The 26554-nt window shown below is 55.9% G+C and carries 23 protein-coding genes and 1 pseudogene; 8 read left to right on the forward strand and 16 right to left on the reverse strand.

Features of this window, described 5'->3' with window-relative positions; all coding sequences use genetic code 11:
• Positions 1–12: 12 nt before the first annotated feature.
• On the forward strand, positions 13–672 hold the full coding sequence (rluA, locus tag OTG14_RS13970) for a bifunctional tRNA pseudouridine(32) synthase/23S rRNA pseudouridine(746) synthase RluA (RefSeq protein WP_008502014.1): 660 nt from the start codon (positions 13–15) through the stop codon (positions 670–672).
• A 29-nt stretch (positions 673–701) separates the two neighbouring features.
• Here rluA and djlA read toward each other — a convergent pair whose 3' ends face one another.
• Positions 702–1517, reverse strand: coding sequence for a co-chaperone DjlA (djlA, locus tag OTG14_RS13975; protein WP_008502016.1), 816 nt, complete (start codon positions 1515–1517; stop codon positions 702–704).
• 239 nt (positions 1518–1756) lie between these two features.
• On the opposite strand from djlA, the gene lptD reads away from it, so the two are divergent.
• Genes lptD through apaH form a run of 6 tightly spaced genes read left to right on the forward strand, consistent with a single transcriptional unit; the run spans position 1757 to position 8492 of the window.
• Positions 1757–4114 carry an LPS assembly protein LptD gene (gene lptD / locus OTG14_RS13980; protein WP_024907434.1) on the forward strand — a complete coding sequence of 786 codons (2358 nt, stop codon included), beginning with the start codon at positions 1757–1759 and terminating at the stop codon, positions 4112–4114.
• Between the two features lie 53 nt (positions 4115–4167).
• A complete protein-coding gene (gene surA / locus OTG14_RS13985) occupies positions 4168–5454 on the forward strand; it encodes a peptidylprolyl isomerase SurA (RefSeq protein ID WP_267215259.1) in 1287 nt (428 codons plus the stop codon).
• Positions 5454–6440 carry a 4-hydroxythreonine-4-phosphate dehydrogenase PdxA gene (gene pdxA, locus OTG14_RS13990; protein WP_024907432.1) on the forward strand — a complete coding sequence of 329 codons (987 nt, stop codon included), beginning with the start codon at positions 5454–5456 and terminating at the stop codon, positions 6438–6440. The genes surA and pdxA overlap by 1 nt, the downstream gene beginning before the upstream one ends.
• Entirely contained in the window at positions 6437–7258 is an 822-nt protein-coding gene (rsmA, locus tag OTG14_RS13995; protein WP_023310362.1) for a 16S rRNA (adenine(1518)-N(6)/adenine(1519)-N(6))-dimethyltransferase RsmA, read from the forward strand. Before pdxA ends, rsmA begins: the two co-directional genes overlap by 4 nt.
• Before the next feature lie 3 nt (positions 7259–7261).
• Positions 7262–7639, forward strand: a complete 378-nt coding sequence (gene apaG, locus OTG14_RS14000; protein ID WP_267215260.1) for a Co2+/Mg2+ efflux protein ApaG — start codon at positions 7262–7264, stop codon at positions 7637–7639.
• 4 nt (positions 7640–7643) lie between these two features.
• Positions 7644–8492 carry a bis(5'-nucleosyl)-tetraphosphatase (symmetrical) ApaH gene (gene apaH / locus OTG14_RS14005; RefSeq protein WP_032649852.1) on the forward strand — a complete coding sequence of 283 codons (849 nt, stop codon included), beginning with the start codon at positions 7644–7646 and terminating at the stop codon, positions 8490–8492.
• A 38-nt stretch (positions 8493–8530) separates the two neighbouring features.
• Here apaH and folA read toward each other — a convergent pair whose 3' ends face one another.
• From folA to OTG14_RS14070, 13 genes and pseudogenes are all read right to left on the reverse strand, one after another.
• On the reverse strand, positions 8531–9010 hold the full coding sequence (gene folA / locus OTG14_RS14010; protein ID WP_008502023.1) for a type 3 dihydrofolate reductase: 480 nt from the start codon (positions 9008–9010) through the stop codon (positions 8531–8533).
• A gap of 114 nt (positions 9011–9124) precedes the next feature.
• Positions 9125–10990: a glutathione-regulated potassium-efflux system protein KefC gene (gene kefC, locus OTG14_RS14015; protein ID WP_061715984.1), complete on the reverse strand. Its 1866-nt coding sequence runs from the start codon at positions 10988–10990 to the stop codon at positions 9125–9127.
• Positions 10983–11513, reverse strand: a complete 531-nt coding sequence (kefF, locus tag OTG14_RS14020; RefSeq protein ID WP_024907429.1) for a glutathione-regulated potassium-efflux system oxidoreductase KefF — start codon at positions 11511–11513, stop codon at positions 10983–10985. The genes kefC and kefF overlap by 8 nt, the downstream gene beginning before the upstream one ends.
• 103 nt (positions 11514–11616) lie before the next feature.
• A complete protein-coding gene (locus OTG14_RS14025; RefSeq protein WP_267215261.1) occupies positions 11617–11850 on the reverse strand; it encodes a YgdI/YgdR family lipoprotein in 234 nt (77 codons plus the stop codon).
• A gap of 139 nt (positions 11851–11989) precedes the next feature.
• Complete coding sequence (carB, locus tag OTG14_RS14030; protein WP_024907428.1) at positions 11990–15214, reverse strand: carbamoyl-phosphate synthase large subunit; 3225 nt, start codon at positions 15212–15214, stop codon at positions 11990–11992.
• An 18-nt stretch (positions 15215–15232) separates the two neighbouring features.
• Positions 15233–16381 (reverse strand): glutamine-hydrolyzing carbamoyl-phosphate synthase small subunit, encoded by a 1149-nt coding sequence (carA, locus tag OTG14_RS14035; RefSeq protein WP_024907427.1) that lies wholly within the window; start codon positions 16379–16381, stop codon positions 15233–15235.
• Between the two features lie 454 nt (positions 16382–16835).
• Complete coding sequence (dapB, locus tag OTG14_RS14040) at positions 16836–17657, reverse strand: 4-hydroxy-tetrahydrodipicolinate reductase (RefSeq protein ID WP_024907426.1); 822 nt, start codon at positions 17655–17657, stop codon at positions 16836–16838.
• 205 nt (positions 17658–17862) lie between these two features.
• On the reverse strand, positions 17863–18813 hold the full coding sequence (gene ispH / locus OTG14_RS14045) for a 4-hydroxy-3-methylbut-2-enyl diphosphate reductase (protein WP_024907425.1): 951 nt from the start codon (positions 18811–18813) through the stop codon (positions 17863–17865).
• 1 nt (position 18814) lies between these two features.
• Entirely contained in the window at positions 18815–19264 is a 450-nt protein-coding gene (gene fkpB, locus OTG14_RS14050) for an FKBP-type peptidyl-prolyl cis-trans isomerase (protein WP_003856450.1), read from the reverse strand.
• A 93-nt stretch (positions 19265–19357) separates the two neighbouring features.
• A complete protein-coding gene (lspA, locus tag OTG14_RS14055; protein ID WP_008502034.1) occupies positions 19358–19858 on the reverse strand; it encodes a signal peptidase II in 501 nt (166 codons plus the stop codon).
• On the reverse strand, positions 19858–22674 hold the full coding sequence (ileS, locus tag OTG14_RS14060) for an isoleucine--tRNA ligase (protein WP_061715985.1): 2817 nt from the start codon (positions 22672–22674) through the stop codon (positions 19858–19860). The genes lspA and ileS overlap by 1 nt, the downstream gene beginning before the upstream one ends.
• Positions 22675–22719: 45 nt before the next feature.
• The gene (ribF, locus tag OTG14_RS14065) at positions 22720–23646 is read right to left on the reverse strand and encodes a bifunctional riboflavin kinase/FAD synthetase (protein WP_024907423.1); all 927 of its coding nucleotides are present in this window, start codon (positions 23644–23646) and stop codon (positions 22720–22722) included.
• Positions 23647–23653: 7 nt separating this feature from the next.
• A pseudogene (locus tag OTG14_RS14070) lies at positions 23654–23872 on the reverse strand (DUF2575 domain-containing protein).
• A 101-nt stretch (positions 23873–23973) separates the two neighbouring features.
• Here OTG14_RS14070 and rpsT point away from each other — a divergent pair.
• Complete coding sequence (gene rpsT, locus OTG14_RS14075) at positions 23974–24237, forward strand: 30S ribosomal protein S20 (RefSeq protein ID WP_003856458.1); 264 nt, start codon at positions 23974–23976, stop codon at positions 24235–24237.
• A gap of 57 nt (positions 24238–24294) precedes the next feature.
• On the opposite strand, the gene nhaR is transcribed toward rpsT, so the two are convergent.
• Together nhaR and nhaA are read right to left on the reverse strand one after the other, a co-directional pair.
• Positions 24295–25194 carry a transcriptional activator NhaR gene (gene nhaR, locus OTG14_RS14080; RefSeq protein WP_003856462.1) on the reverse strand — a complete coding sequence of 300 codons (900 nt, stop codon included), beginning with the start codon at positions 25192–25194 and terminating at the stop codon, positions 24295–24297.
• A gap of 58 nt (positions 25195–25252) precedes the next feature.
• On the reverse strand, positions 25253–26428 hold the full coding sequence (nhaA, locus tag OTG14_RS14085; RefSeq protein ID WP_267215262.1) for a Na+/H+ antiporter NhaA: 1176 nt from the start codon (positions 26426–26428) through the stop codon (positions 25253–25255).
• Positions 26429–26554: the final 126 nt, after the last annotated feature.

The following is a 26554-nucleotide window of genomic DNA, read 5'->3' on the forward strand; positions in this document are numbered from 1 at the left end:
CCGGAGCGCAAGATGGTGATGGAGCCGTACAATCCGCCGCAGGATCCCTGGCTGGTCATTCTGTATCAGGATGAACACATTATGGTGGTCAACAAGCCCAGCGGGCTGTTGTCCGTGCCGGGGCGTCTGGATGAGCACAAAGACAGCGTGATGACGCGCATTCAGCGCGATTATCCTCAGGCGGAGTCTGTCCATCGCCTGGACATGGCCACCAGCGGCGTGATTGTGGTGGCGCTGAATAAGGCGGCGGAACGCGAGCTGAAGCGCCAGTTCCGCGAGCGCGAGCCGAAAAAGCAGTATGTCGCCCGCGTCTGGGGTCACCCCGCGCAGGCGGAAGGGCTGGTGGATTTACCGCTGATCTGCGACTGGCCAAACCGGCCAAAGCAGAAGGTGTGCTACGAAACCGGCAAGGCCGCGCAGACCGAGTATGAAGTGCTGGAGTACGCGCCGGATAATACCGCGCGCGTCCTGCTTAAGCCGATTACCGGTCGCTCACACCAGCTGCGTGTGCATATGCTTGCCCTGGGTCATCCGATTCTGGGTGACCGGTTTTACGCGCCGCCTGAAGCGCTGGCCTTAGCGCCACGTCTGCAGCTGCACGCGCAGACGCTCACCATCACCCATCCGGCCTTTGGTAACGCGATGACGTTTAAAGCCCCGGTGGACTTCTAAAAAAAAGCCCGACACCGTCGGGCTTTTTCTTATTTGAAACCTTTCTTCTCTTTAATGAGCTCGTACGCCTTCTGGATTTCCTGCGCTTTTTGCTTCGCCATCTCCATCATTTCTGGCGGCAGGCCTTTCGCGACCAGTTTGTCCGGATGGTGCTCGCTCATGAGCTTACGATAGGCACGTTTAATCGTGGTCTGATCGTCAGAGGGCTTTACGCCAAGCACGTTGCAGGCATCTTCCAGCGTCGGTCCACGCTGCGCCTGCTGCCAGGCCCCGCCGGACGACTGCTGGTGATAGCCGCCGCCAAACTGCGCCCCGCCCTGCATCATGCGCAGGAACTGGTCGAACTGCATGCGGGAGATGCCCAGCTCTTCCGCAATGACGTACAGCACATCACGTTCATTAGGGTGAAGTGAACCGTCGGCGAAGGCCGCCTGGATTTGAATTTCCAGAAACATCCGAATTAAATCAAAACGTCCAAAACAGATGCTGCGGAACTGACGCATTTTTTCGCGAAGCGGATAGTTATCCGATTTACCGATGCGAAACGCATTTTGCGCCTCCAGGCGGGAGTCACCGTGCAGGTTCATACGATCCATAAAAACGCTGGCAATCTGAATATCGGCTTCTGTTACGCGCCCTTTGGATTTGGTTAAGTGCCCCATGACCTCAAAGGTGGTGGAGAAAAAGAGTGACTGACGCTCGCGCTGATTGGCAAACCAGGCCATTTTGCGGCTGCGCGCCTTATCAAACATATGGCCGATAATAAGCCCAAGCACAATCCCCCAGAACCCGGCACCCATGATGATGGCGAACGCAACGCCGATTATTTTACCCCAATACTGCATATACTCCCCGGATAGTCATATTCCTGGCCGACGCAACGTCATCATCACTGTGTTCAAGTCACGGTCAATTGAAGGACATCGCCTATAATTTGCTTTATCATACTCGTCATTCGATAGCGAGCCTAACACTCTGGCACGCAAACGGGCAGGATTAACGCTGGTACTGCGCAGATGAGTAAGATAGTCTCTGAGCGTTTGTAAGCCGTAGCCACTGATGACGGAACAATAAAATACAACGTATGAAAAAACGTATCCCCACCCTTCTGGCCACAATGATTGGCTCCGCCCTGTATAGTCAACAGGGGCTGGCGGCCGATCTCGCCTCGCAGTGTATGCTTGGCGTCCCAAGTTATAATCGCCCACTGGTGAGTGGCGATACAAATAGCTTGCCGGTAACCATTACTGCCGACAGTTCGAAAGGGACTTACCCTGACAATGCCACGTTTACGGGCAATGTGGATATTAACCAGGGTAATAGCCGCCTGCAGGCAGATGAAGTGCAATTGCACCAGAAACAGCCGGAAGGTGCGGCCGAGCCGGTACGAACGGTGGATGCGCTGGGTAATGTGCACTATGACGACAATCAGGTCATCCTGAAAGGTCCGAAAGCCTGGTCAAACCTGAATACTAAAGATACTAACGTCTGGGAAGGTGATTACCAGATGGTGGGTCGCCAGGGGCGCGGTGACGCAGACCTGATGAAACAGCGCGGCGAAAACCGCTATACGATCCTGGAAAATGGTACATTCACGTCGTGTCTGCCGGGTTCAAATACCTGGAGCGTGGTTGGAAGCGAGGTTATCCATGACCGCGAAGAACAGGTCGCAGAGATCTGGAACGCCCGCTTCAAACTGGGTCCAGTGCCCATATTCTACAGCCCTTATCTGCAGCTTCCCGTGGGTGACAAACGTCGCTCCGGTTTCCTGATCCCAAATGCCAAATACAGCACCACGAACTACTTTGAGTTCTACCTGCCGTATTACTGGAACATCGCGCCAAACATGGATGCGACGATCACGCCGCACTATATCCACAAGCGCGGCAACATCATGTGGGAGAACGAGTTCCGCTATCTGACACACGCTGGTGCAGGTCTGATGGAGCTGGATTACCTGCCGTCGGATAAAGTCTTCCAGGATGAGCATCCGACCGAAGGTAATAAACACCGCTGGATGTATTTCTGGCAACATTCCGGTGTGATGGATCAGGTCTGGCGTTTCAACGTCAACTACACCAAGGTGAGTGACCCGAACTACTTCAACGATTTCTCGTCAAAATACGGTTCGAGTACTGACGGTTATGCCACGCAGATCTTCAGCGCAGGCTATGCGGTGCAGAACTTTGATGCGACAGTAACAAGCAAGCAGTTCCAGGTATTTGATAGCCAAACGGCGAGTACCTATGGCGCTGAGCCACAACTGGACGTTAACTGGTACCAGAATGACGTGGGTCCATTCGACACCCGTATTTATGGTCAGGCGGTGCATTTTGTAAACACAAATTCCAATATGCCGGAAGCCACCCGCGTTCACCTGGAGCCCGTAATCAACCTGCCATGGTCAAATGACTGGGCAAGTCTGAACACGGAAGCTAAGCTGATGGCGACACACTATCAGCAGAAAAATATCGATGATTACAACGCGAATCCAAACAATACCGGTCACCTGGAAGAATCCGTAAACCGTACGCTTCCGCAGTTCAAAATGGACGGCAAGCTGATCTTCGAACGCAATATGGGTCTACTGGCGGATGGCTATACCCAGACGCTGGAGCCACGTATGCAGTATTTGTACGTGCCTTATCGCGATCAGAGCAATATTAATAACTACGACTCCTCGTTACTGCAGTCTGACTATAGCGGCCTGTTCCGCGACCGTACCTACGGTGGCCTTGACCGCATCGCCTCGGCAAACCAGGTAACGACCGGGGTCACATCGCGCGTTTATGATGATGCTGCCGTTGAACGTTTTAACGTTTCTGTTGGTCAAATCTACTATTTCACCGAGTCTCGCACGGGCGATGACAATATTAAGTGGGAGAAAGATAACAAGACAGGTTCGCTGATTTGGGCTGGTGACACCTACTGGCGTATGACCGACCGTTGGGGTCTGCGCGGTGGCGTGCAATATGACACCCGTCTCGACAATATCGCCAACAGTACAGCAGCCATTGAGTATCGCCGGGATGAAGACCGTATGGTGCAGTTGACCTATCGTTATGCCAGCCCGGAATATATTCAGGCCACATTGCCAAACTACGGCAATGGAGAACAGTATAAAGACGGTATTTCGCAGGTCGGTGGTGCAGCAAGCTGGCCAATCGCCGATCGCTGGTCAGTCGTTGGCGCTTACTACTTTGACACCAACACTCATAAAGCAGCTGACCAGATGGTGGGTCTGCAATATAACTCCTGCTGTTACGCGCTGCGTGTCGGTTACGAACGTAAGCTTAACGGCTGGGATACTAACAACAATCAGAGCAAATACGATAACGTGATTGGCTTTAACTTCGAGCTACGCGGCCTGAGTTCCAACTACGGTCTGGGTACGCAGAAAATGCTGCGCTCGAATATTCTGCCATACCGTACTTCCTTGTAATGTGCTTGATTTGCAACGTAATCCGCTTTGCGGTTAATTGAAATGGAAAAAGTATGAAGAACTGGAAAACGCTGCTGCTCGGTGTCGCTATGGTTGCGAATACCAGCTTCGCGGCCCCCCAGGTTGTTGATAAAGTCGCTGCTGTGGTTAACAACGGCGTCGTGCTTGAAAGTGACGTTGACGGTCTGATGAAATCGGTGAAGCTCAATTCGGGCGAAGCCGGTCAACAGCTTCCGGATGACGCCACGCTGCGCCACCAGATCCTGGAGCGTCTGATCATGGATCAGATCGTTCTGCAGATGGGGCAGAAAATGGGTGTGAAGGTCACTGACGAGCAGCTCGATCAGGCGATCGCTAACATCGCGAAGCAGAACAATATGTCTTTAGATCAGATGCGCAGCCGTCTGGCCTATGACGGCATCAGCTACGCCACCTACCGTAATCAGATCCGTAAAGAGATGCTGATTTCAGAAGTACGTAACAACGAAGTGCGTCGCCGCGTCACTATCCTGCCTCAGGAAGTGGACGCGCTGGCAAAACAGGTGGGTAACCAGAACGATGCGAGCACAGAGCTGAATCTGAGCCACATTTTGATTCCACTGCCAGAGAACCCAACGTCCGATCAGGCTGCGGAAGCAGAAAGCCAGGCGCGTTCTATTGTTGAACAGGCGCGTAACGGCGGCGACTTTGGCAAGCTGGCCATCACCTACTCCGCTGACCAACAGGCGCTGAAAGGCGGCCAGATGGGCTGGGGACGTATTCAGGAGCTGCCATCCATCTTTGCCCAGGCGCTGAGCACGGCGAAGAAAGGGGATATCGTCGGTCCTATCCGTTCAGGCGTGGGCTTCCACATTCTGAAGGTGAACGATCTGCGCGGCCAGAGCCAAAATATCTCCGTCACCGAAGTTCACGCTCGCCACATTCTGCTGAAACCGTCACCGGTCATGACTGACGATCAGGCGCGTGCGAAGCTGGAACAGATCGCAGCAGACATTAAGAGCGGTAAAACCTCGTTTGCTAAGGCCGCAAAAGAGTTCTCTCAGGATCCAGGCTCTGCTAACCAGGGCGGCGATCTGGGCTGGGCGGCTGCGGATATTTACGATCCTGCCTTCCGTGACGCGTTGATGAAGCTGAACAAAGGCCAGATGAGCACGCCGGTCCACTCTTCGTTTGGCTGGCATCTGATCGAGCTGATGGACACCCGTAACGTTGATAAAACGGATGCGGCACAGAAAGACAGAGCCTACCGTATGCTGTTTAACCGTAAGTTCTCTGAAGAAGCAGCCACCTGGATGCAGGAACAACGCGCCAGTGCTTACGTGAAAGTGCTGAGCAACTAATGAAACAGCATCGTGTTGTTATCACGCCCGGCGAACCCGCCGGGATTGGGCCTGACCTCGTTGTCCAGCTCGCCCAGCTCAGCTGGCCGGTAGAACTGGTTGTCTGCGCCGATGCAACACTGTTACAAGACCGGGCAACACTGCTCGGTCTGCCTTTAACGCTCATCCCTTACGTTGAAGGCCAACAGCCTGCACCACAGCAAGCCGGTACGCTTACCCTTCTCTCTGTTCCCCTTCGAACGCCGGTCATTCCGGGTCAGCTCAGCACGGAAAACGGCCACTATGTCGTTGAAACCCTTGCGCGCGCCTGCGACGGTTGCCTGAAGGGCGAATTTGCCGCTCTGATTACCGGCCCCGTTCACAAAGGCGTGATCAACGAAGCGGGCATACCGTTTACCGGGCATACGGAGTTCTTCGAAGAGCGCTCGCACAGTCCGAAAGTGGTGATGATGCTGGCGACCGAAGCGATGCGCGTTGCCCTGGTGACTACCCATCTGCCGATCAAAGCGATTCCGGACGCGATCACCCCCGATCTCCTGCGCGAGATCATCGGGATTTTGCATCACGATCTGCAGACAAAATTTGGGATCCCGCAGCCGCATGTGTTGGTTTGTGGCCTGAATCCGCACGCCGGTGAAGGCGGGCACATGGGCACCGAAGAGATCGACACCATTATTCCGGTGCTCAACGAAATGCGGGCGAAGGGGATGAACCTCAGCGGGCCGCTGCCTGCAGATACCCTTTTCCAGCCAAAATACCTGGATAATGCCGACGCCGTGCTCGCGATGTACCACGATCAGGGCCTGCCCGTGCTAAAATACCAGGGCTTTGGCCGCGGGGTGAATATCACCCTCGGTTTACCCTTTATTCGAACGTCCGTTGACCACGGTACTGCGCTTGATCTGGCAGGCCAGGGGAAGGCGGATGTCGGCAGTTTTATTACGGCGCTTAATCTCGCCATCAAAATGATTGTTAATACTCAATGACTAATCGAGTCCATCAGGGCCACTTAGCCCGTAAACGTTTCGGGCAAAACTTCCTTAACGATCAGTTCGTGATCGAAAGCATTGTCTCGGCTATTAATCCGCAAAAAGGCCAGGCGATGGTCGAAATCGGCCCAGGCCTTGCTGCACTGACCGAACCGGTAGGCGAACGCCTCGACGAACTGACCGTCATCGAACTGGACCGCGATCTGGCCGCACGCCTGCAAACGCACCCGTTCCTCGGGCCGAAGCTGACCATCTATCAGCAGGATGCCATGACCATGAACTTTGGCGAACTGTCGGAAAAAATGGGCCAGCCGCTGCGCGTTTTCGGCAACCTGCCGTACAACATCTCCACGCCGCTCATGTTCCACCTCTTTAGCTATACTGATGCCATTGCCGACATGCACTTCATGTTGCAAAAAGAGGTTGTTAACCGTCTGGTTGCAGGCCCGAACAGTAAAGCGTATGGTCGTTTAAGCGTGATGGCACAATATTACTGCAACGTGATCCCGGTACTCGAAGTACCGCCGTCAGCGTTCACACCACCACCGAAAGTGGATTCAGCGGTTGTGCGCCTTGTGCCGCACAAGACGAAACCGTATCCGGTTAAAGATCTGCGCGTACTGAGCCGCATTACCACAGAAGCCTTTAACCAGCGCCGTAAAACGATCCGTAACAGCCTGAGCAATTCGTTTACCGTAGAGGTGTTAGCCGAGCTGGGGATCGACCCGGCAATGCGTGCGGAGAATATTTCCGTAGAGCAGTACTGCAAGCTGGCTAATTACATCAGCGATAATGCGCCGCCGAAGGAGAGTTAAGCCATGATTGATTCGCCCCGCGTATGTGTCCATGTACAAAGCGTCTATGTTGAATCACAGTCCTCTCCGGACGAAGATCGTTTTGTTTTCGCTTATACCGTGACCATTCGTAATCTGGGGCGGATGCCCGTGCAGCTGCGCGGGCGCTACTGGCTAATCACTAACGGCAATGGCCGCGAAATTGAAGTTCAGGGCGAAGGTGTGGTCGGTGAACAGCCCCACATCGCCCCTGGCGAAGAGTACCAGTACACCAGCGGCGCGGTAATTGAAACGCCGATGGGTACCATGCAAGGCCATTATGAAATGGTCGACGTCGATGGCAACGGATTCCGCGTTGCCATTCCTGTGTTCCGTCTCGCCGTAACCACATTCATTCATTAATCTAATGTCTACATATCTGATTGGCGACGTTCACGGTTGCTACGATGAACTGATCGCATTATTAAAACAGGTCGACTTTACGCCAGGACAGGACACGCTCTGGCTGACGGGCGATTTAGTCGCGCGTGGCCCCGGCTCCCTTGAAGTGTTACGTTTCGTCAAATCGCTGGGCGACAGCGTGCGCATGGTGCTGGGTAACCACGATCTGCATCTGCTGGCGGTTTTCGCCGGGATCAGCCGCAACAAGCCTAAAGATCGCCTCACACCACTGCTGGATGCGCCGGACGCGGACGATCTGATTAACTGGCTGCGCCGTCAGCCCCTGCTGCAGATCGACGAAGAGAAAAAGCTGGTCATGGCGCATGCCGGGATCACGCCACAATGGGATCTTGAGACGGCGAAAACCTGCGCGCGTGACGTTGAGGCGGTGCTGGCGAGCGACTCGTATCCTTTCTTCCTTGATGCCATGTACGGCGATATGCCGAACCACTGGAGCGAGGATCTCAGCGGTCTGGCCCGCCTGCGCTTTATCACCAACGCGTTCACCCGCATGCGTTTCTGCTTCCCGAACGGGCAGCTGGATATGTATTCCAAAGAGACGCCGGAAAGCGCGCCCGCCCCGCTGAAACCGTGGTTTGCCATACCGGGACCGGTGACCAGCGAGTACAGCGTGGTATTTGGTCACTGGGCAGCACTGGAAGGAAAAGGAACGCCGGAAGGGATTTACGGCCTGGATACCGGATGCTGCTGGGGTGGGGAATTAACCTGCTTACGCTGGGAAGATAAAGCTTACTTTGTGCAGCCGTCCAACCGACAGCTGGACTTAGGAGAAGGCGAGGCCGTTGCCTCCTGATAATGATTCCCTCTCCCGGCCGGGAGAGGGAAAATCACTTAACGACGTTCCAGAATCTCGAAGCAGTAGCTGTGGGAGTTCTGTGCATCCGCGTCGTGGAATTCGCTGAATACCGATTCCCACTCGTCCGGATCGTAGTCCGGGAAATGGGTATCCCCTTCCACTTCTGCATCAATGTGGGTCAGATACAGCTTCTGCGCTTTTGGCAGGAACTGCTCGTACACACGCCCACCGCCAATCACCATAATCTCTTCGGCATTGCCGCATGCAGCAATCGCCTCGTCTACTGATTTTACCCATTCGACGCGATCGTCAGTGCCTGGCTGGCTGCTGATAACGATATTCTTACGGCCCGGCAATGGACGACCAATCGACTCCCAGGTCAGGCGGCCCATCACTACCGGCTTGTTTAACGTAGTACGTTTAAACCATGCGAGATCGGCAGGCAGGTTCCACGGCATGGCATTTTCCATACCGATAACGCGGTCCACTGCCAGCGCTGCAATCAGACTGATCATTGAAAATTTCCCGGATGCAAAAAATTGCCGCCACTATACGGAAAGCTTAATCTTTCGTCGACTGGCGGCAGGGTAAAGATAAAGAAATTTTTTAATATTGCTGGCAACTCCACTTCACGCGGAAGGTTTACTCTCGGGCTCGTCAGCCGGATCGCCGGTATGCTTGCCCTCTTCCGTGCCCTGCCAGCCGTGGCGCTGGATCAGCGACAGGTGGTTACGGTCCTCGTTAATGATTTCCGTCAGCATCGCGCTGGTGCGTTTAAACACCGCCGCGCGCTCGGTGGCCGTACTGCCCGCCATCGCCGCCATCTCTTCAACCATCTCGGTATTAAAGCGACGGAACAGGTCCGCCCGTTCGCGCGCTTCGTACGCGCCAAGCCCCAGGTTTTCCAGCGCCATACGGCCAGACTTCAGCGCACCTTCGAACGTTTCACGCTCCGGTGCGTCTACGCCCGCCTGTCGCAGCCTGATGTAGTGATCCACATCGCGCGCGCGGGAGATAATGGTCAGTTCCGGGAAATGCTCTTTAACCAGTTCCACCATCTGCATGCTGGTCTCCGGATCGTCAATGGCGTTAATCAATACCTCGGCTTTTGCCGCCCCGGCGGATTCCAGCAGATCGACGCGGGTGGCATCCCCGTAAAACACCTTCATATCAAATTTACGCAGGGTATCGACATGGTCGGGATCGTGATCGAGGATGACCATCTTCACGCCGCTGGAGAGTAATAAACGCCCGACGATCTGCCCGTAGCGACCAAATCCGGCGATGATGACGCGCGGCTGCTCCTCATCAATCTCATCGGCTTCGCGCTCCTGCTCGCTGTCCGATTTTTCCAGACGCGTCAGCACCACCAGCAGCACAGGCGTCGCCGCCATCGACAGTGCGACCGCCAGCGTCAGCGCTTTCGCCCACTCGGGATCGAGCACGTTTGCCATCTGCGCGGCGCCAAAGACCACGAACGCAAATTCACTCCCCTGCCCCAGCAGCACGGCAAACCAGCGGCGCTGCCTGGTCGGCACGTTTAATGGACGCGCAATCAGCCACAGCATCACCATTTTAATGATCAGGAAGCCGACGAGCAGGATGACGATCCGCAGCGGGTGCGTCACCAGCGTGCCGAAGTCGACGGACATCCCCACACCAATGAAAAACAGCCCCAGCAGTAACCCTTTGAACGGCTCGATATCGCTTTCCAGCGCGTGACGATATTCAGAACTCGCCAGCAGAACGCCTGCGAGGAACGCCCCCATCGCCATCGACAGCCCGGCCTCTTCCAGCAGCAGACCGAAGCCAAACACCAGGAACAGCGCCACGGCGCTGAACACTTCGCGCAGGCCCGAGCGGGCAACGAACCGCAGCAGCGGACGGGTGACGTAGCGACCAAGCAGCACCACCAGCGCCAGCGCGCCCGCCACCTTCAGCGCCGACAGCGCGAAAGCGCCCAGCGTGGTAGAGGAACCGCTGGCCGCCAGCAGCGGGATCATCGCCACCAGCGGGATAGCGGCAATATCCTGGAACAGCAGCACCGAGAACGCGCTACGTCCCATCTGGGATACCGTCAGATTTCGTTCGTTCATCGCCTGCATGGCAATGGCCGTTGAGGAGAGCGCCAGGGTCATGCCGATGAGCTCTGCCACTTTCCAGTCCATGCCCAGCAGGATGCAGAACCCGCCCAGCAGCAGGCCGCAGGCCACCATCTGCAGTGCCCCACCGCCAAATACCGATGCGCGAAGCTTCCACAACCGCTGCGGATCGAGCTCCAGGCCAATCACAAAGAGCATCAGCACAACGCCGATTTCAGCGAAATGGAGAATCGCCTCTGCATCCGTCACCAGTCGAAAACCCCACGGCCCAATGACGCAGCCCGCAATCAGGTAGCCGAGAACAGAGCCCAACCCCAGGCGTACCGCCACGGGCACAATCAGCGCCGCCGCGCCGAGGTAAATCAGCGCCTGTATCAGCGTATGGCTATCCATGGTGCGCCTCCTGCCACTCAAGTAAGCGTTGTTTATAATGGCGAGCCTGCGCCTGCAGCGTTTCATCGTCGCAGACAAACGTGCAGTGCATCGCAAACGGCGGGAGCCAGTTCAGACCGCAATACAGCGCAGTCGCCTGCAGCGGCTGTGCCAGGACGTCAAAACCCGGGAAGGAACCGATATCAAAGTGGCTTTCCCCGCCGCCGGTGGTGACCGCCCACATCAGGCTTTTCCCTTTTAGCGCATTGCCGTTGTGGCCATACGCCCAGCCGTGGGAGAAGACTTTATCAATCCACAGCTTCAGGAGCGGGGGCGTGCTATACCACTGCATGGGATGCTGCCAGATAATCAGATCGGCACGGGAAAGCGCCTCCTGTTCGGCGGCGATATCGATATTAAAATCGGGATAGAGTTGATAGAGGGAACGTATCTCTACGTTATCAAGCGTCCTTACCTGCTCAAGCATCCGCTTATTCGCATGCGAGTGCTGCGGATAAGGATGGGCATAAATTATCAGAATCATTGATTAGCCTGTTGTTACTGCTTTCTTTTAACAAAAGAGTGTAGTCAGTAATTCAACAGGCTAATAGTGAATATTATTGACGGGCTTACGTCAGAATTCTGAATTAGTTATCCAGCTCGCCCATCGATTTCACCTGGTCACGGTTGATCTGCTCGGTTTGACCGGTTTCGGCGTTTTTGTACGACACCAGATCGGTATCGTCATCCACCTGCGGTTTTCCGTCGGTAACAATGGTTTTGCCATCGGTGGTTTTTACGGCCTGATTGGACGAACAGCCCGCAACGGTAAACATTGTCGTGGCAGCCAGAACGGAAGCGATCAGTAATTTATTTTGCATGGTGTTTTCCCCTGCTCTCAGTTGAATTTCGTTATCGACCTAATGATTTTAGGCTAACTGACTGAAAGCGGATGAAAAACCAGAAGGTTCTGAAGATGGGGAGAATGCCCGGCAGCCGAACGGCACCGGGCATTTTTACTTACTTGCTAATCTGCGCGTGCATTTCCTGCACTGAAATCACCTTCTCGGTAGCATCCGCGTTCAGCGCCATGGCCGTTGCGAAACCGCCGTTCAGGGTGGTGTCGTAGTGCACTTTGTACTGCAGCGCGCTGCGGCGAATCAGCTTGGAGTCTTCGATCGCCTGGCGGCCTGCGGTGGTGTTGATGATGTAGGTGTATTCGCCATTCTTGATACGATCCTGAATGTGCGGACGACCTTCATGCACCTTGTTCACCAGACGCGGGTTGATGCCGGCTTCGCCCAGCACAATCGCCGTACCGTGGGTTGCATCCAGCTCGAAGCCCTGTTTCAGCAGCTTGGCGGCCAGGTCAACCACGCGCTCTTTGTCGCCTTCACGAACGGAGAGCAGCGCACGGCCTGATTTTCTCATGGTGGAGCTACTGCCCAGCTGTGCCTTCGCGAACGCTTCAGCGAAGGTGCGGCCTACGCCCATCACTTCCCCGGTAGAGCGCATTTCTGGCCCTAACAGCGGGTCAACGCCCGGGAATTTGTTGAACGGCAGCACCACTTCTTTCACCGAGTAGTACGGTGGAATGATCTCTTTGGTCACACCTTGCTGCGCCAGCGTCTGGCCCGCCATCACGCGCGCCGCCACTTTCGCCAGCGGTACGCCGGTGGCTTTGGAGACGAACGGTACGGTACGTGCCGCACGCGGGTTCACTTCAATCAGGTAGACTTCGTTGTCTTTCACCGCGAACTGGACGTTCATCAGACCGCGAACCTGCAGCTCGAAGGCCAGCTTCTGCACCTGCTGGCGCATCACGTCCTGAATCTCCTGACTCAGCGTGTAGGCTGGCAGAGAACAGGCTGAGTCACCGGAGTGTACGCCTGCCTGCTCGATGTGCTCCATGATGCCGCCAATCAGCACCATTTCGCCGTCGCAGATGGCGTCCACGTCCACTTCAACCGCGTCGTCGAGGAAGCGGTCGAGCAGCACTGGCGCATCGTTGGACACGCTTACCGCGGTCTGGAAGTAGCGGCGCAGGTCGGCTTCGTCATACACGATTTCCATCGCGCGGCCGCCCAGTACGTACGAAGGACGCACCACCAGCGGGTAGCCAATCTCTTTCGCCTTCTCAACGGCCATCTCAATGGCGGTGACGGTGGCGTTCGCCGGCTGTTTCAGCTTCAGACGGTCAACCGCCTGCTGGAAACGCTCACGGTCTTCCGCACGGTCAATCGCATCCGGGCTGGTACCAATAACCGGCACGCCTGCAGCTTCCAGCGCGCGCGCCAGCTTCAGCGGGGTCTGGCCGCCGTACTGCACGATAACGCCTTTTGGCTTCTCGATGCGCACGATTTCCAGCACGTCTTCCAGGGTTACCGGCTCGAAGTAGAGGCGGTCAGAGGTGTCGTAGTCGGTCGATACGGTTTCCGGGTTACAGTTGACCATGATGGTCTCGTAACCGTCTTCACGCAGCGCCAGGGAGGCGTGCACGCAGCAGTAGTCGAACTCAATACCCTGGCCGATACGGTTTGGACCGCCGCCCAGCACCATAATCTTGTCGCGGTCGACGGACGGGTTCGCTTCGCACTCGTCTTCATAGGTGGAGTACATGTAGGCGGTGTCGGTCGAGAATTCTGCCGCGCAGGTGTCCACGCGCTTGTAGACCGGGTGCAGGTCATACTGGTCGCGCAGCTTGCGGATTTCCGCTTCACGCACGCCCGCCAGCTTAGCCAGACGCGCATCGGCGAAGCCTTTACGCTTCAGCACGCGCAGGAAGTCAGCGTCCAGGCCGGTGATGCCCAGCTCAGCCACCTGCTCTTCCAGACGCACCAGCTCTTCAATCTGCACCAGGAACCAGCGGTCGATGTTGGTCAGGTTGAACACGCCGTCGACGGACAGCCCCGCACGGAAGGCATCGGCGATGTACCAGATACGCTCTGCGCCCGCGTCCTTCAGCTCGCGGCGGATTTTCGTCAGCGCTTCCGGGTCGTCCAGGCTCACTTTCGGGTCGAAGCCGGTCGCGCCCACTTCGAGACCGCGCAGCGCTTTCTGCAGGGATTCCTGCTGCGTGCGGCCAATCGCCATCACTTCACCGACAGATTTCATCTGGGTGGTCAGACGGTCGTTCGCGCCTGCAAATTTCTCGAAGTTGAAGCGTGGAATTTTGGTGACAACGTAGTCGATGGACGGCTCGAAGGACGCAGGGGTGCGGCCACCGGTGATGTCGTTCATCAGCTCGTCGAGGGTGTAGCCCACCGCCAGTTTCGCCGCCACTTTCGCAATCGGGAAGCCGGTCGCTTTAGAGGCCAGCGCGGAGGAACGGGACACGCGCGGGTTCATTTCGATAACAATCAGACGGCCGGTTTTCGGGTTAACGGAGAACTGCACGTTAGAACCGCCGGTTTCCACGCCGATTTCACGCAGTACCGCCATCGAGGCGTTACGCATGATTTGATACTCTTTGTCGGTCAGGGTCTGAGCTGGCGCAACGGTGATGGAGTCACCGGTGTGGATACCCATCGCATCGAAGTTTTCGATAGAGCAGACGATGATGCAGTTGTCGTTTTTATCACGCACCACTTCCATCTCGTACTCTTTCCAGCCAATCAGCGATTCATCAATCAGCAGCTCTTTGGTTGGGGAGAGATCCAGACCGCGTTCGCAAATCTCTTCGAACTCTTCGCGGTTGTAGGCGATGCCGCCGCCGGTGCCGCCCATGGTGAACGATGGACGGATGATGCACGGATAGCCCACGTCAGCCGCAACGGCCAGCGCTTCTTCCATGTTGTGTGCGATACCGGAGCGCGCGGTGTCGAGGCCGATTTTCTTCATCGCCACGTCGAAGCGGCGACGGTCTTCTGCTTTATCAATCGCGTCGGCGGTCGCACCAATCATGGTCACGCCGAACTCGGCCAGCACGCCCTGACGCTCCAGCTCCAGCGCACAGTTCAGCGCCGTCTGGCCGCCCATGGTTGGCAGCACTGCGTCCGGACGCTCTTTCTCGATGATTTTACGCACCACTTCCCAGTGAATCGGCTCGATGTAGGTTGCATCAGCCATTTCCGGGTCGGTCATGATGGTCGCCGGGTTAGAGTTCACCAGGATAACGCGGTAACCCTCTTCGCGCAGGGCTTTACACGCCTGCGCGCCGGAGTAGTCGAATTCACAGGCCTGGCCGATCACGATCGGGCCAGCGCCAAGGATCAGGATGCTTTTTATGTCTGTACGTTTTGGCATTGTCTTCTCGGCTCCTGATTATTTAGCGGTCTTACGGTATTGCTCGATAAGTTCGATGAAGTGATCGAACAGCGGCGCGGCGTCGTGTGGGCCCGGGCTGGCTTCCGGGTGGCCCTGGAAGCTGAACGCTGGCTTATCGGTACGGTGGATGCCCTGCAGGGTGCCATCGAACAGCGACTTGTGGGTCACGCGCAGGTTAGCCGGCATTGAGGCTTCATCGACGGCAAAGCCGTGGTTCTGCGCGGTGATCATCACCGTGTTGTTATCGATGTCTTTCACCGGGTGGTTACCACCGTGGTGGCCGAACTTCATCTTAACGGTGTTCGCACCGCTCGCCAGGGCCAGCAGCTGATGGCCGAGACAGATGCCGAATACCGGGATGTCGGTTTCCAGGAAGGACTTAATGGCGGCGATAGCGTAATCGCACGGCGCCGGGTCGCCAGGGCCGTTGGACAGGAAAATACCGTCCGGATTCATCTTCAGCACGTCTTCGGCAGACGTTTGTGCCGGCACCACCGTCAGGCGGCAGCCGCGGTCAACCAGCATGCGCAGGATGTTGCGCTTGGCGCCGAAATCGTAGGCCACCACGTGGAACGGCAGCTCGCTCTCTTTTTTCGCTTCCGGCAGGTCGCCTGAAAGCGTCCAGCTACCCTGAGTCCAGCTGTAGGCTTCAGCGGTAGTCACTTCTTTCGCCAGGTCCATGCCGTTCAGGCCCGGGAAGGCTTTCGCTTTTTCCAGCGCCAGCGTCGCATCGAGGTTATCACCCGCGATGATGCAGCCGTTCTGTGCACCTTTCTCGCGCAGCAGACGCGTTAACTTACGGGTATCGATATCGGCAATCGCCACGATGTTATGGCGCTTCAGGTAAGAAGAGAGGTCTTCGGTATTGCGGAAATTGCTGGCAATCAGCGGCAGGTCGCGAATGACCAGGCCTTGCGCATGTACCTGAGAAGATTCTTCGTCAGCAGCATTGGTGCCGACATTGCCGATATGAGGATAAGTAAGAGTAACGATTTGGCGAGAATAGGAAGGATCAGTGAGGATTTCTTGATAACCGGTCATTGAAGTATTGAAAACGACTTCCCCAACCGCCGAACCCGTTGCCCCTATGGCCCGACCGATAAACTGGGTTCCGTCTTCCAGAACCAATAGCGCTGACTTAATCAAAACACCCTCCAGAGAATATTCACTCACTTTATTTGCATATTAATTCATAACCATGTCATGGATCAATGCAAATGTGTTGCCAGCGGATTTTTGGCAAACGGCGGCATTCTGGGGATTTGGTGGGTAAAAGTCAACTTAAAACGGATATTTTGTTTAGTCTTTTGCAGGCCTGGCGAGAGGAATGAGGCTTAAGCGACAAAAAGATCAGGTAAATCACTGCGGAAAACGCTTGCGCGCCTGGTTTAATAAAAAATCAGCGGATGGAGCATCATAAAGTGGACCAAATGGTCAAAATTTACATTTCAGCAACGTTAATACGCAGCAATAGATAGGTTTTTATAGGCTTATAGCCTGATTAACATTGAAACAGTCAAAATAAAAGGGCAATAAAATATTGCCCTATGCAATCAAACAATTACGACTGCAATAACCACATCACGATGGGTAATAATGCTTACAAATTGTTGAGATCGAGCACATCTCGCATATCAAAAAGGCCATCTTTCTTATTTTTCAGCCACAAAGCGGAGCGTACGGCGCCGTTAGCAAATGTCATTCGGCTGGAGGCTTTATGCGTAATCTCGACACGTTCACCAATATCGGCGAACATCGCCGTGTGTTCGCCGACAATGTCACCCGCTCGCACGGTGGCGAAACCAATGGTGCCCGGTACGCGTTCGCCGGTGTGACCTTCGCGGGTATAGACCGCGCACTCTTTTAAATCTTTATCGAGTGCATGCGCAATCGCTTCGCCCATCGCCAGCGCCGTACCTGATGGCGCATCAACTTTGTAACGGTGGTGAGCTTCTACGATCTCAATATCGGTATAGTTGCCCATCACCTTCGCGGCCTTCTCCAGCAGCTTCAGCATGACGTTAACGCCCACGCTGAAGTTTGCGGCGAAGACAATCGCAATCTCTTTTGATGCATCCTGGATAGCCTGCTTGCCCGCGTCGTCAAAACCGGTGGTGCCGATCACCATCCCCTTGCCGTGCTGACGGCAAAACGCCAGATGCGTGAGCGTCCCTTCCGGGCGGGTAAAATCGATGAAGACATCGAAGTCCTCTTTTACCGCCTCCAGGCTGCTTTGCACGGTAACGCCCGTGTGGCCTGCGCCCGCCAGCTCACCGGCATCGGTCCCCAGAAGTGAAGAACCTTCACGCTCCAGGGCCGCGCCAAGCGCGACGCCATCCATCTGAAGAGCCGCCTGAATAAGCTGACGGCCCATACGTCCACCCGCGCCCGCAATGGCGACACGGATCTGTGCATCATGCATAGTTATTCTCTTACGTTAAAATGATGTAAACCGTTTTCAGATTAACCAGCCTTGAGAAGCACTGCCAACTGAAAACACCGATAATTAGAATTTAACGTGAAACCGACTTAAATATCAGTAAAAGACATGATTTTGTCGTCACGATAAAGTAACGGTTAAAAAAAAGGCCAGCACAGGAGGTGCTGGCCTTTCATCAGAAAAGGGACTATTCGACTTCGCGGGCATCAATGCGCAGTTCTTTCGGGACTTCGAAAACGATGTTCTCCTCACGTCCTTCCAGCGGCACCGCTTCGCCACCGCCCAGCTCCTGCAAACGGGAAATGACGTTCTGAACCAGAATATCTGGCGCAGACGCCCCGGCCGTCACGCCGACACAGGCCGCATGCTTAACCCACGCTTCCTGAATATCCGACGCGTCATCAATCAGGAACGCTGCCTTCCCCATGCGCTGCGCCAGTTCGGCCAGGCGATTGGAGTTAGACGAGTTTTTGGAGCCGACCACCAGCACCACATCCGCCTGTTCAGCCAGTGCGCGCACCGCTTCCTGACGGTTAGTGGTCGCATAGCAGATATCATCTTTACGCGGACCGACGATTTTCGGGAAGCGCTGACGCAGGGCGTCAATCACGTCTGAGGTATCGTCTACGGAGAGCGTCGTCTGGGTCATAAACGACAGACGGGCTTCATTTTTCACGTTCAGCGTCAGGACATCTTCAGGCGACTCGACCAGATACATCCCCCCTTCCGGGTTGCTGTACTGGCCCATGGTGCCTTCAACTTCCGGATGACCGGCATGGCCAATCAGAATCGACTCTTCACCACGACGGCTGGCGCGCGCCACTTCCATATGCACCTTGGTCACCAGTGGACAGGTGGCATCGAATACGGTCAGATCGCGGCTTTTCGCTTCGTTACGTACCGCCTGGGAGACGCCGTGCGCGGAGAAGATCAGGATTGCACCGTCCGGCACTTCGCTGATCTGCTCAATAAAGATGGCGCCGCGCTCGCGCAGGCTGTCAACCACGTAGCGGTTATGCACCACTTCGTGACGTACATAAATCGGCGCGCCGTAAATCTCCAGCGCGTTTTCAACAATGCTGATAGCGCGGTCTACACCGGCGCAAAAGCCGCGCGGGTTAGCCAACAGGATCTGCATTTCAGGCCTCCAGTGCAGGATCGATTTCCAGCACTTCAACATCAAAATGAACGGTACGCCCGGCAAGCGGATGGTTGAAATCAACGGTAATCGAGTCGCCGTTGATTTCGCGGATCACGCCAGGCATTTCGCTGCCGTCCATAGCGGTAAAGAGCATAATCGCCCCGATTTCCGGTTCGCCCGCGTCCATGAACTCACGGCGCGAGAAATACTGGATCAGATCGGGACTTGGCACGCCAAACGCGGCATCCGGCTCCAGCGAAAAGGCTTTTTTCTCACCCTCTTTCAGACCGAGAAGCTGCTGCTCAAGACCTTCAGACAGGGAAGTATCGCCAAGACGAAACAGGGCCGGTTTGCCGTTATTGCGGGTGGATTCGGCCGTTGAGCCATCATCCAGCTTCAGCGTGAAGTGAACGAGAACCGCGCTGTTGCTCTGTACGGATTTAGACATGCAAATTGCTCGCTTGTTTTGCCCGGTGGCGCTGCGCTTGCCGGGCCTACATTAACCGTAGGCCGGGTAAGCGCAGCGCCCCCCGGCTGGTTTTTACGCCTGCTCTTTCGCGGCGGGTTTCGGCAGGAAGCCTTCCAGCACGATTAACGCCGCACCGATGCAAATTGCGCTATCGGCGAGGTTAAAGGTCGCGAAGTGCCAGTCGCCGACGTAGAAGTCGATCATATCGACCACAAAGCCGTGCCACAGGCGGTCAAACAGGTTGCCCAGCGCGCCGCCAATGATCAGCGCGTAGGCGATGTTATTCAGCTTTTGCGTCGCCTTCGAGCGGTACATCAGCACAGCCAGGATCACGCAGATACCAAGAGCGATACCCGCAAAGAACCAGCGCTGCCAGCCACCGCTATCGGCAAGGAAACTGAACGCTGCGCCGTAGTTACGTGCGTAGTGCAGGTTAAGTGACGGGAACAGCGGGACCGTCTCCCCCAGAGCAAAATTCTGGAGGATCAGGAACTTGCTGCCCAGATCGATAATCAGCACCACCACAACCAGCCACAGCCAGCGCAGTCCTGTTGAACAGAGAGTTTTACTCATCAGGCAAACTTACGTTTTTCGCCGTCACCGGCGACGTTGCTTACACAGCGTCCGCAGATGTCTGCGTGTTCCGCCACCTGACCGACATCGGTGGTGTAATGCCAGCAGCGCGGGCATTTCTCACCGTCGGCTTTGCTCAGCGCGACTTTCAGTCCTTTGAGCAGTTCGCTCTGCTGAGCATCAGCAGAAGCCTCGGCATAATCCGCAACTTTCGCACCGGAGGTCAACAGGACAAATCGTAATTCATCGCCCAGCGCCGTCAGCTTCGCCGCCAGCTCCGGTTCAGCGTACAGCGTGACTGCTGCTTCCAGAGAGCCGCCGACTTTCTTGTCTGCACGCGCCTGCTCGATAACCTTGTTCACTTCGCCACGCACTTTCAGCAGCTCGTCCCAGAAGGCATCGTTCATCGCTTCGGTGCTGGAGAGGTCGAACAGATCTTCGTACCACTCGCCGGTGAAGACATACTTCTCACGATCGCCCGGCAGGTAACCCCAGATTTCATCCGCGGTGAAGGACATGATCGGCGCCATCCAGCGTACCAGCGCTTCTGCGATATGGAACAGCGCGGTCTGGCAGCTACGACGCGCCACGCTATCCGCTTTCGCGGTGTACTGGCGGTCTTTGATGATGTCGAGGTAGAACGAGCCCATCTCAATGGAGCAGAAGCGCATCAGGCGCTGCACCACTTCGTGGAAGTCATAAGACTCATAGGCCTTCAGGATATCTTCCTGCGCCGCTTTCGCGCAGCCTACCGCCCAGCGGTCCAGCACGACCATCTCTTCCGGTTTCACCATGTCTTTTGCCGGATCGAACCCGTTCAGGTTCGCCAGCAGGAAGCGCGCGGTGTTACGGATACGACGATAGCTGTCGGCAGCACGTTTCAGGATCTCGTCAGATACCGCCATTTCGCCGGTGTAGTCGGTCGACGCCACCCACAGACGCAGAATGTCTGCGCCCAGCTTGTTCATCACGTCCTGCGGAGAAACGGTGTTACCGATAGATTTGGACATCTTACGGCCCTGACCATCCACGGTGAAGCCGTGAGTCAGTACCTGACGGTAAGGCGCTTTACCCTTCATGGCGGTAGAGATCATCAGAGATGACATGAACCAGCCGCGGTGTTGGTCAGAGCCTTCCAGATACATATCGGCAGCGTGGCCAGCAAACTCCGGACGCACGTCAACCACGGAGGAGTGGGTCGATCCGGAATCAAACCACACGTCCAGGGTATCCGGCACTTTCTCGTAGCTGTCAGCGTCAGCGCCCAGGATGTCGCGGGCGTCGAGATCCCACCACGCCTGAATGCCGTCAACTTCGACGCGCTTCGCCACTTCTTCCATCAGTTCCAGGGTGTTCGGGTGCAGCTCCTGCGTCTCTTTATGTACGAACAGAGACATCGGTACGCCCCAGGTACGCTGACGGGAGATACACCAGTCAGGACGGTTAGCCACCATGGATTCGATACGCGCCTGGCCCCAGTCAGGGATCCACTGCACGCCTTTGATCTCTTTCAGAGACTGCTCGCGCAGGCCCTTCTGATCCATGCTGACGAACCACTGCGGGGTCGCACGGAAGATGATCGGGGTCTTGTGACGCCAGCAGCACGGATAGCTGTGCTGCATTTTTTCAACGTGCAGCAACGCGCCGCTGGTGCGCAGCATGTCGACGATGATGTCGTTCGCTTTGAAGACGTTGATGCCGTCCAGCGCCGGGTAGGTGCCAGGCAGGTAAGATCCGTCCGGGCCCACCGGGTTAGCGATTTCAAGACCGTACTTCAGGCTGATGTTGTAGTCGTCAGGACCGTGGCCACCGGCGGTATGCACCGCACCGGTACCCGCTTCCAGCGTCACGTGGTCGCCCAGAATCGCCGGAACGTCGAAGTCCAGGAACGGGTGCTTGAAGCGCATCAGCTCCAGCGCGTCACCTTTCACGGTGCCCAGCACGGTGTAGTCGGTGATATGCGCACGCTTCAGCACGCTTTCAACCAGATCTTTCGCCAGGATAACCGCCTGACCTTCAACCTGAACCAGCGCGTATTCGAACTCACCGGACAGGGAGATCGCGCGGTTCGCAGGCAGGGTCCACGGGGTGGTGGTCCAGATCACCAGCGAGATTGGGCCGTTTACTGAGGAGACGCCAAATTTGGCTTTCACCGCATCCTGATCGACGGCCTGGAAGGCCACGTCGATAGATGGAGAGGTTTTGTCGTAATACTCCACTTCCGCTTCTGCCAGCGCAGAGCGGCAGTCCACGCACCAGTGCACCGGCTTAGCGCCTTTGTGCAGGTGGCCGTTACCGATAATTTTACCCAGCGCACGAATGATGTTGGCTTCGGTTTTGAAGTCCATGGTCAGGTACGGGTGCGACCAGTCGCCCAGCACGCCCAGACGGATGAAGTCAGCGCGCTGACCGTCAACCTGCGTAGCGGCGTATTCGCGGCACTTCGCACGGAACTCGGCGGCGGTGAACTTCTCACCCGGCTTGCCAAACTCTTGCTCCACTTTCAGCTCGATTGGCAGACCGTGGCAGTCCCAGCCCGGAACGTAAGGCGAGTCATATCCCGCGAGGCCTTTGGACTTCACGATAATGTCTTTCAGAATCTTGTTAACCGAGTGACCAATATGAATGCTGCCATTCGCATATGGAGGGCCATCATGCAGAATGAAGGATTTTTTGCCTTTTTTGGCTGCACGAATGATGCCGTACAGGTCATCATCGGTCCAACGCGCCAGCATTCCCGGTTCGCGCTTGGCGAGATCGCCGCGCATCGGGAACCCTGTTTCCGGCAAATTCAGGGTTGATTTATAGTCACTCATCAGATTCTCGGTTCCGTATTTATCACGTAGGCAGTTAAGCCGGGTTCAAAGCCCAAAAAACTCGCGGGCCGTCAATTCATCTCGCGCAATTTGCGCTTTGAGTTCATCCAGCGAACCAAATCGCTGCTCGTTGCGTATTTTTTTACGCAGTATCACATCTATATGGCGACCATACAGGTCCATTACAACGTCCAGCAGGTGCACTTCCAGCTGTTGACGCACACCGGCGACGGTCGGACGCGTGCCAATATTGGCGACGCCGTAAAACGGCTTATCGCCCAGTCCTGCCACTTCCACCGCATACACCCCTTTAACCGGGGAAACCTGACGACGCAGCGGTATATTCGCCGTCGGGAAGCCTATCGTGCGGCCCAGCGCATCGCCATGGACCACGCGGCCAGAGATGGTGAACGGATGCCCCAGCAGGGTTTCCGCCGTCTCCAGCTCGTCATCGGCCAGTGCCCGGCGAACCGCCGTGCTGCTGACGCGCACGCCGCCCTCACAGAAGGTCATCGCGCTGGTGACGTCAAACCCGTACTCCAGACCAGCCTTCTGTAATAGCAAGAAATCGCCCTGACGACCAGCGCCAAAGCGGAAATCATCGCCCACGGCGAGAAACTGTACGCCAAGACGCTTAACCAGCAGGTCGCTGACAAAATTTTGTGCTGTCAGCGCGGCAAAGCGGCGATCGAAACGTACACACAATACGTAGTCCACACCGGACTCTGCCAGGTAGCGCAACTTCTCGCGCAGGCGAGTGAGACGGGCGGGAGATTTATCACCCGCGAACAGCTCCAGCGGCTGCGGTTCGAAAATCATCACCACAACGGGCAGGCCACGGGCCTCCCCTTCTTTACGCAATCCCTGCAACAGCGCCTGATGACCACGATGCACGCCGTCGAAATTACCAATGGTCAGCACGCACCCGTGTGGCGCGCTACTGAGATTATGTATGCCGCGTATCAGCTTCATGTCTGGCTCAAAACAGTGAAAATCGCCAAAGTATACCTTGTACAACGGTTAAGGTTAACCGGCGATTGTTCGTGCAAAACAGAAAGCCGTAATGATTTCATCAGGCTGACCTTTCGCAGCGAAAAAATCTGCTCGTGAACTGCGATTTTTATGCCGAAAGGCTGTATTCAGGGAAGACAAGCTGGTAGAATCCTGCGCCATCACTACGTAACGTAGCGTCGCTAATTAACGGCGCTTATTTGCACAAATCCATTGACAAAAGAAGGCAAAGAGGGCATATTCCTCGGCCTTTGAATTGTCCACATAGATCATATTTGGGAGTTGGACTTGGCTAATATCAAATCAGCTAAGAAACGTGCCGTTCAGTCTGAAAAGGCTCGTAAGCACAACGCAAGCCGTCGCTCTATGATGCGTACTTTCATCAAGAAAGTATACGCAGCAATCGAAGCAGGCGACAAAGCTGCAGCGCAGAACGCATTTAACGAAATGCAACCAATCGTGGATCGTCAGGCTGCTAAAGGTCTGATCCACAAAAACAAAGCAGCGCGTCATAAAGCAAACCTGACTGCGCAGATCAACAAACTGGCTTAATCGCTACTTGTTGTTGCTTGTTTAAAGAACCCGCTTAACGCGGGTTTTTTTATGTCTTCAGATTGCCGGTGGCGTAAACAGCGCTGAATAGTCGCGGTTACAGATTCGCTGTACCGCCGGGTGCTGAATCATTCTTTCGGCAAATATGGCGTGATACTCCTCCATCACGTTATCCACTCTGCCTATCTCCGTAATCTTATCGTCCGAATAGAGATCGTGCGCGTACAGCGTCGGCGCAACGAAGATCGCGTTATGCGCTTCGCCAAAGGCTTTCATCAGCGCCGCATCGTCGAACTCACCGAGTATCTCCACGTTCAGCCCCTGCGAGTTAAACCAGTTCAGCAGCTTGCGTCCGAGCATGGAGCGCCTTCCCGGCACCAGCAGGCGACGCTCTTCCAGGCACGCGGGGAACGGTTTTTCCGGCGGCGGATTAATACACCAGAAGCTGACGCCGCATTCGCCAATCTTCACCGAGAACAGCCCTTCCTGCTGGGTGGAGTCAATCGGGCAGTCCGAGATAATCATATCCAGCTTGTGCTGGCTGAGCTGTTCCAGCAGCATCTCATGGGTGGATTCAAAGCAGCGCAGATGGATTTGCTCATCTTCCACCACCGCCGCATCCAGCACGCCGCTCACCAGCCGCTTGGACAGCGCATCCGCCACGCCAACATCAAAGAGCAGGTTCGACTCTTTGCGGTAGTTGACGATATCCAGCATCTCCTGGCTCAGGGTGAACATTTTGTCCGCATAGCGGAAAACCAGCTCACCCAGTTCGCTGGGTTCAATCCCACGCCCCTTACGCTTGAACAGCTTACCCTGCAGGCGCTCTTCCAGCGCCTTGATTTGCCCGGTGATGGTTTGCGGCGTCAGGTAGAGCGCCTCTGCCGCCCCCACCACCGAGCCCTGTTTATAGACGTGCCAGAAGTAGTAAAGATGGTTGTAATTCAAATGAGACATCGCGTCTTCTCTCCCTGAGTGTGTATCGGGAGAAGGATCGCCTCCTCCCGGTGTTCCGTTATGCCTGGACGGCCTGTCCGGACAATTTCACCTTCAACAAGGTATAACCGATTACCGCGGCCAGTAATGACCCGATGAGGATGCCGAGTTTCGCCCAGACGATAAGCTCAGGCGCATGCGCACCAAACGCCAGCGTCGAGATAAAGATCGACATCGTAAACCCGATGCCACACAGCACGCCGACGGCCATAATCTGCTTAAAGGTGGTGCCGTGCGGCAAAGAGGCCAGCTTCAGCTTCGTCGCCACCCAGCAGAAGAGGCTAATACCCAGCGGCTTGCCGATAAACAGCCCGGCAATAATGCCCAGCGGCAGCACGGACGTTAGCCCGTCCAGCGTCACGCCACCCAGCGACACACCGGCGTTGGCAAACGCAAACAGCGGCAGGATCATAAAGGCGACCCACGGGTGCAGCACATGCTCCAGCTGTTTGGCAGGCGACTTGCCGTCCTGCGGCTTCAGCGGTACGAAGAAGCCGACGATCACGCCCGCCAGCGTGGCGTGCACGCCTGATTTCAGCACCGCCGTCCATAGCACCATCCCCACGAGGATGTATATACCGATACGGCGAACATTGAAGATGTTCAGCAGCGCCAGCACCGCAATCGCCCCGGCGGCCACGCTCAGGGACAGGATCGACAGATCGCTGGTGTAGAACAGTGCGATAATCACAATGGCACCCAGGTCATCGATGATCGCCAGCGCCATCAGGAAGATTTTCAGGGCCACCGGCACGCGGCTTCCCAGCAATGCCAGCACCCCGAGCGCAAAGGCGATATCCGTCGCAGCCGGGATCGCCCAGCCGTGACGTGCAATCGGATCCTGCCAGGTGAACGCCAGGAAGAGCAGCGCCGGCACCACCATCCCGCCGAGCGCAGCAATCACCGGAAACGCCGCGCGCTGGCGGCTGGCAAGCGAGCCCAGTACCAGCTCACGCTTAACCTCAAGCCCGATGAGCAGGAAGAACACCGCCATCAGCGCATCGTTGATCCACAGCAGCATGTTCTTGTTAATTTCCAGCGCCCCGACCTTCAGCTCAACGGGCGTTTCCAGAAATGCATGGTAGAGTTCCTGCGTGATGCCAAGGTTAGCCAGCACCATCGCGGCCGCAGCGGCAATAATCAGGATCACGCCACCGGACGCCTCACTGCTAAAAAAACGGTGTAGTAATTTCACTTTAATTCTCTCTGTTACAACAATACCTCGATAAAACCATAATACCAAGCCAAATAGCTCGGCAAAAACAGATTAATATTGAGTATAGATTCAGTTTTACCGAGCAATACCCGTAAATAGAAAAAG

The organism is Enterobacter pseudoroggenkampii (assembly GCF_026420145.1).
GTDB classification, from domain to species: domain Bacteria; phylum Pseudomonadota; class Gammaproteobacteria; order Enterobacterales; family Enterobacteriaceae; genus Enterobacter; species Enterobacter pseudoroggenkampii.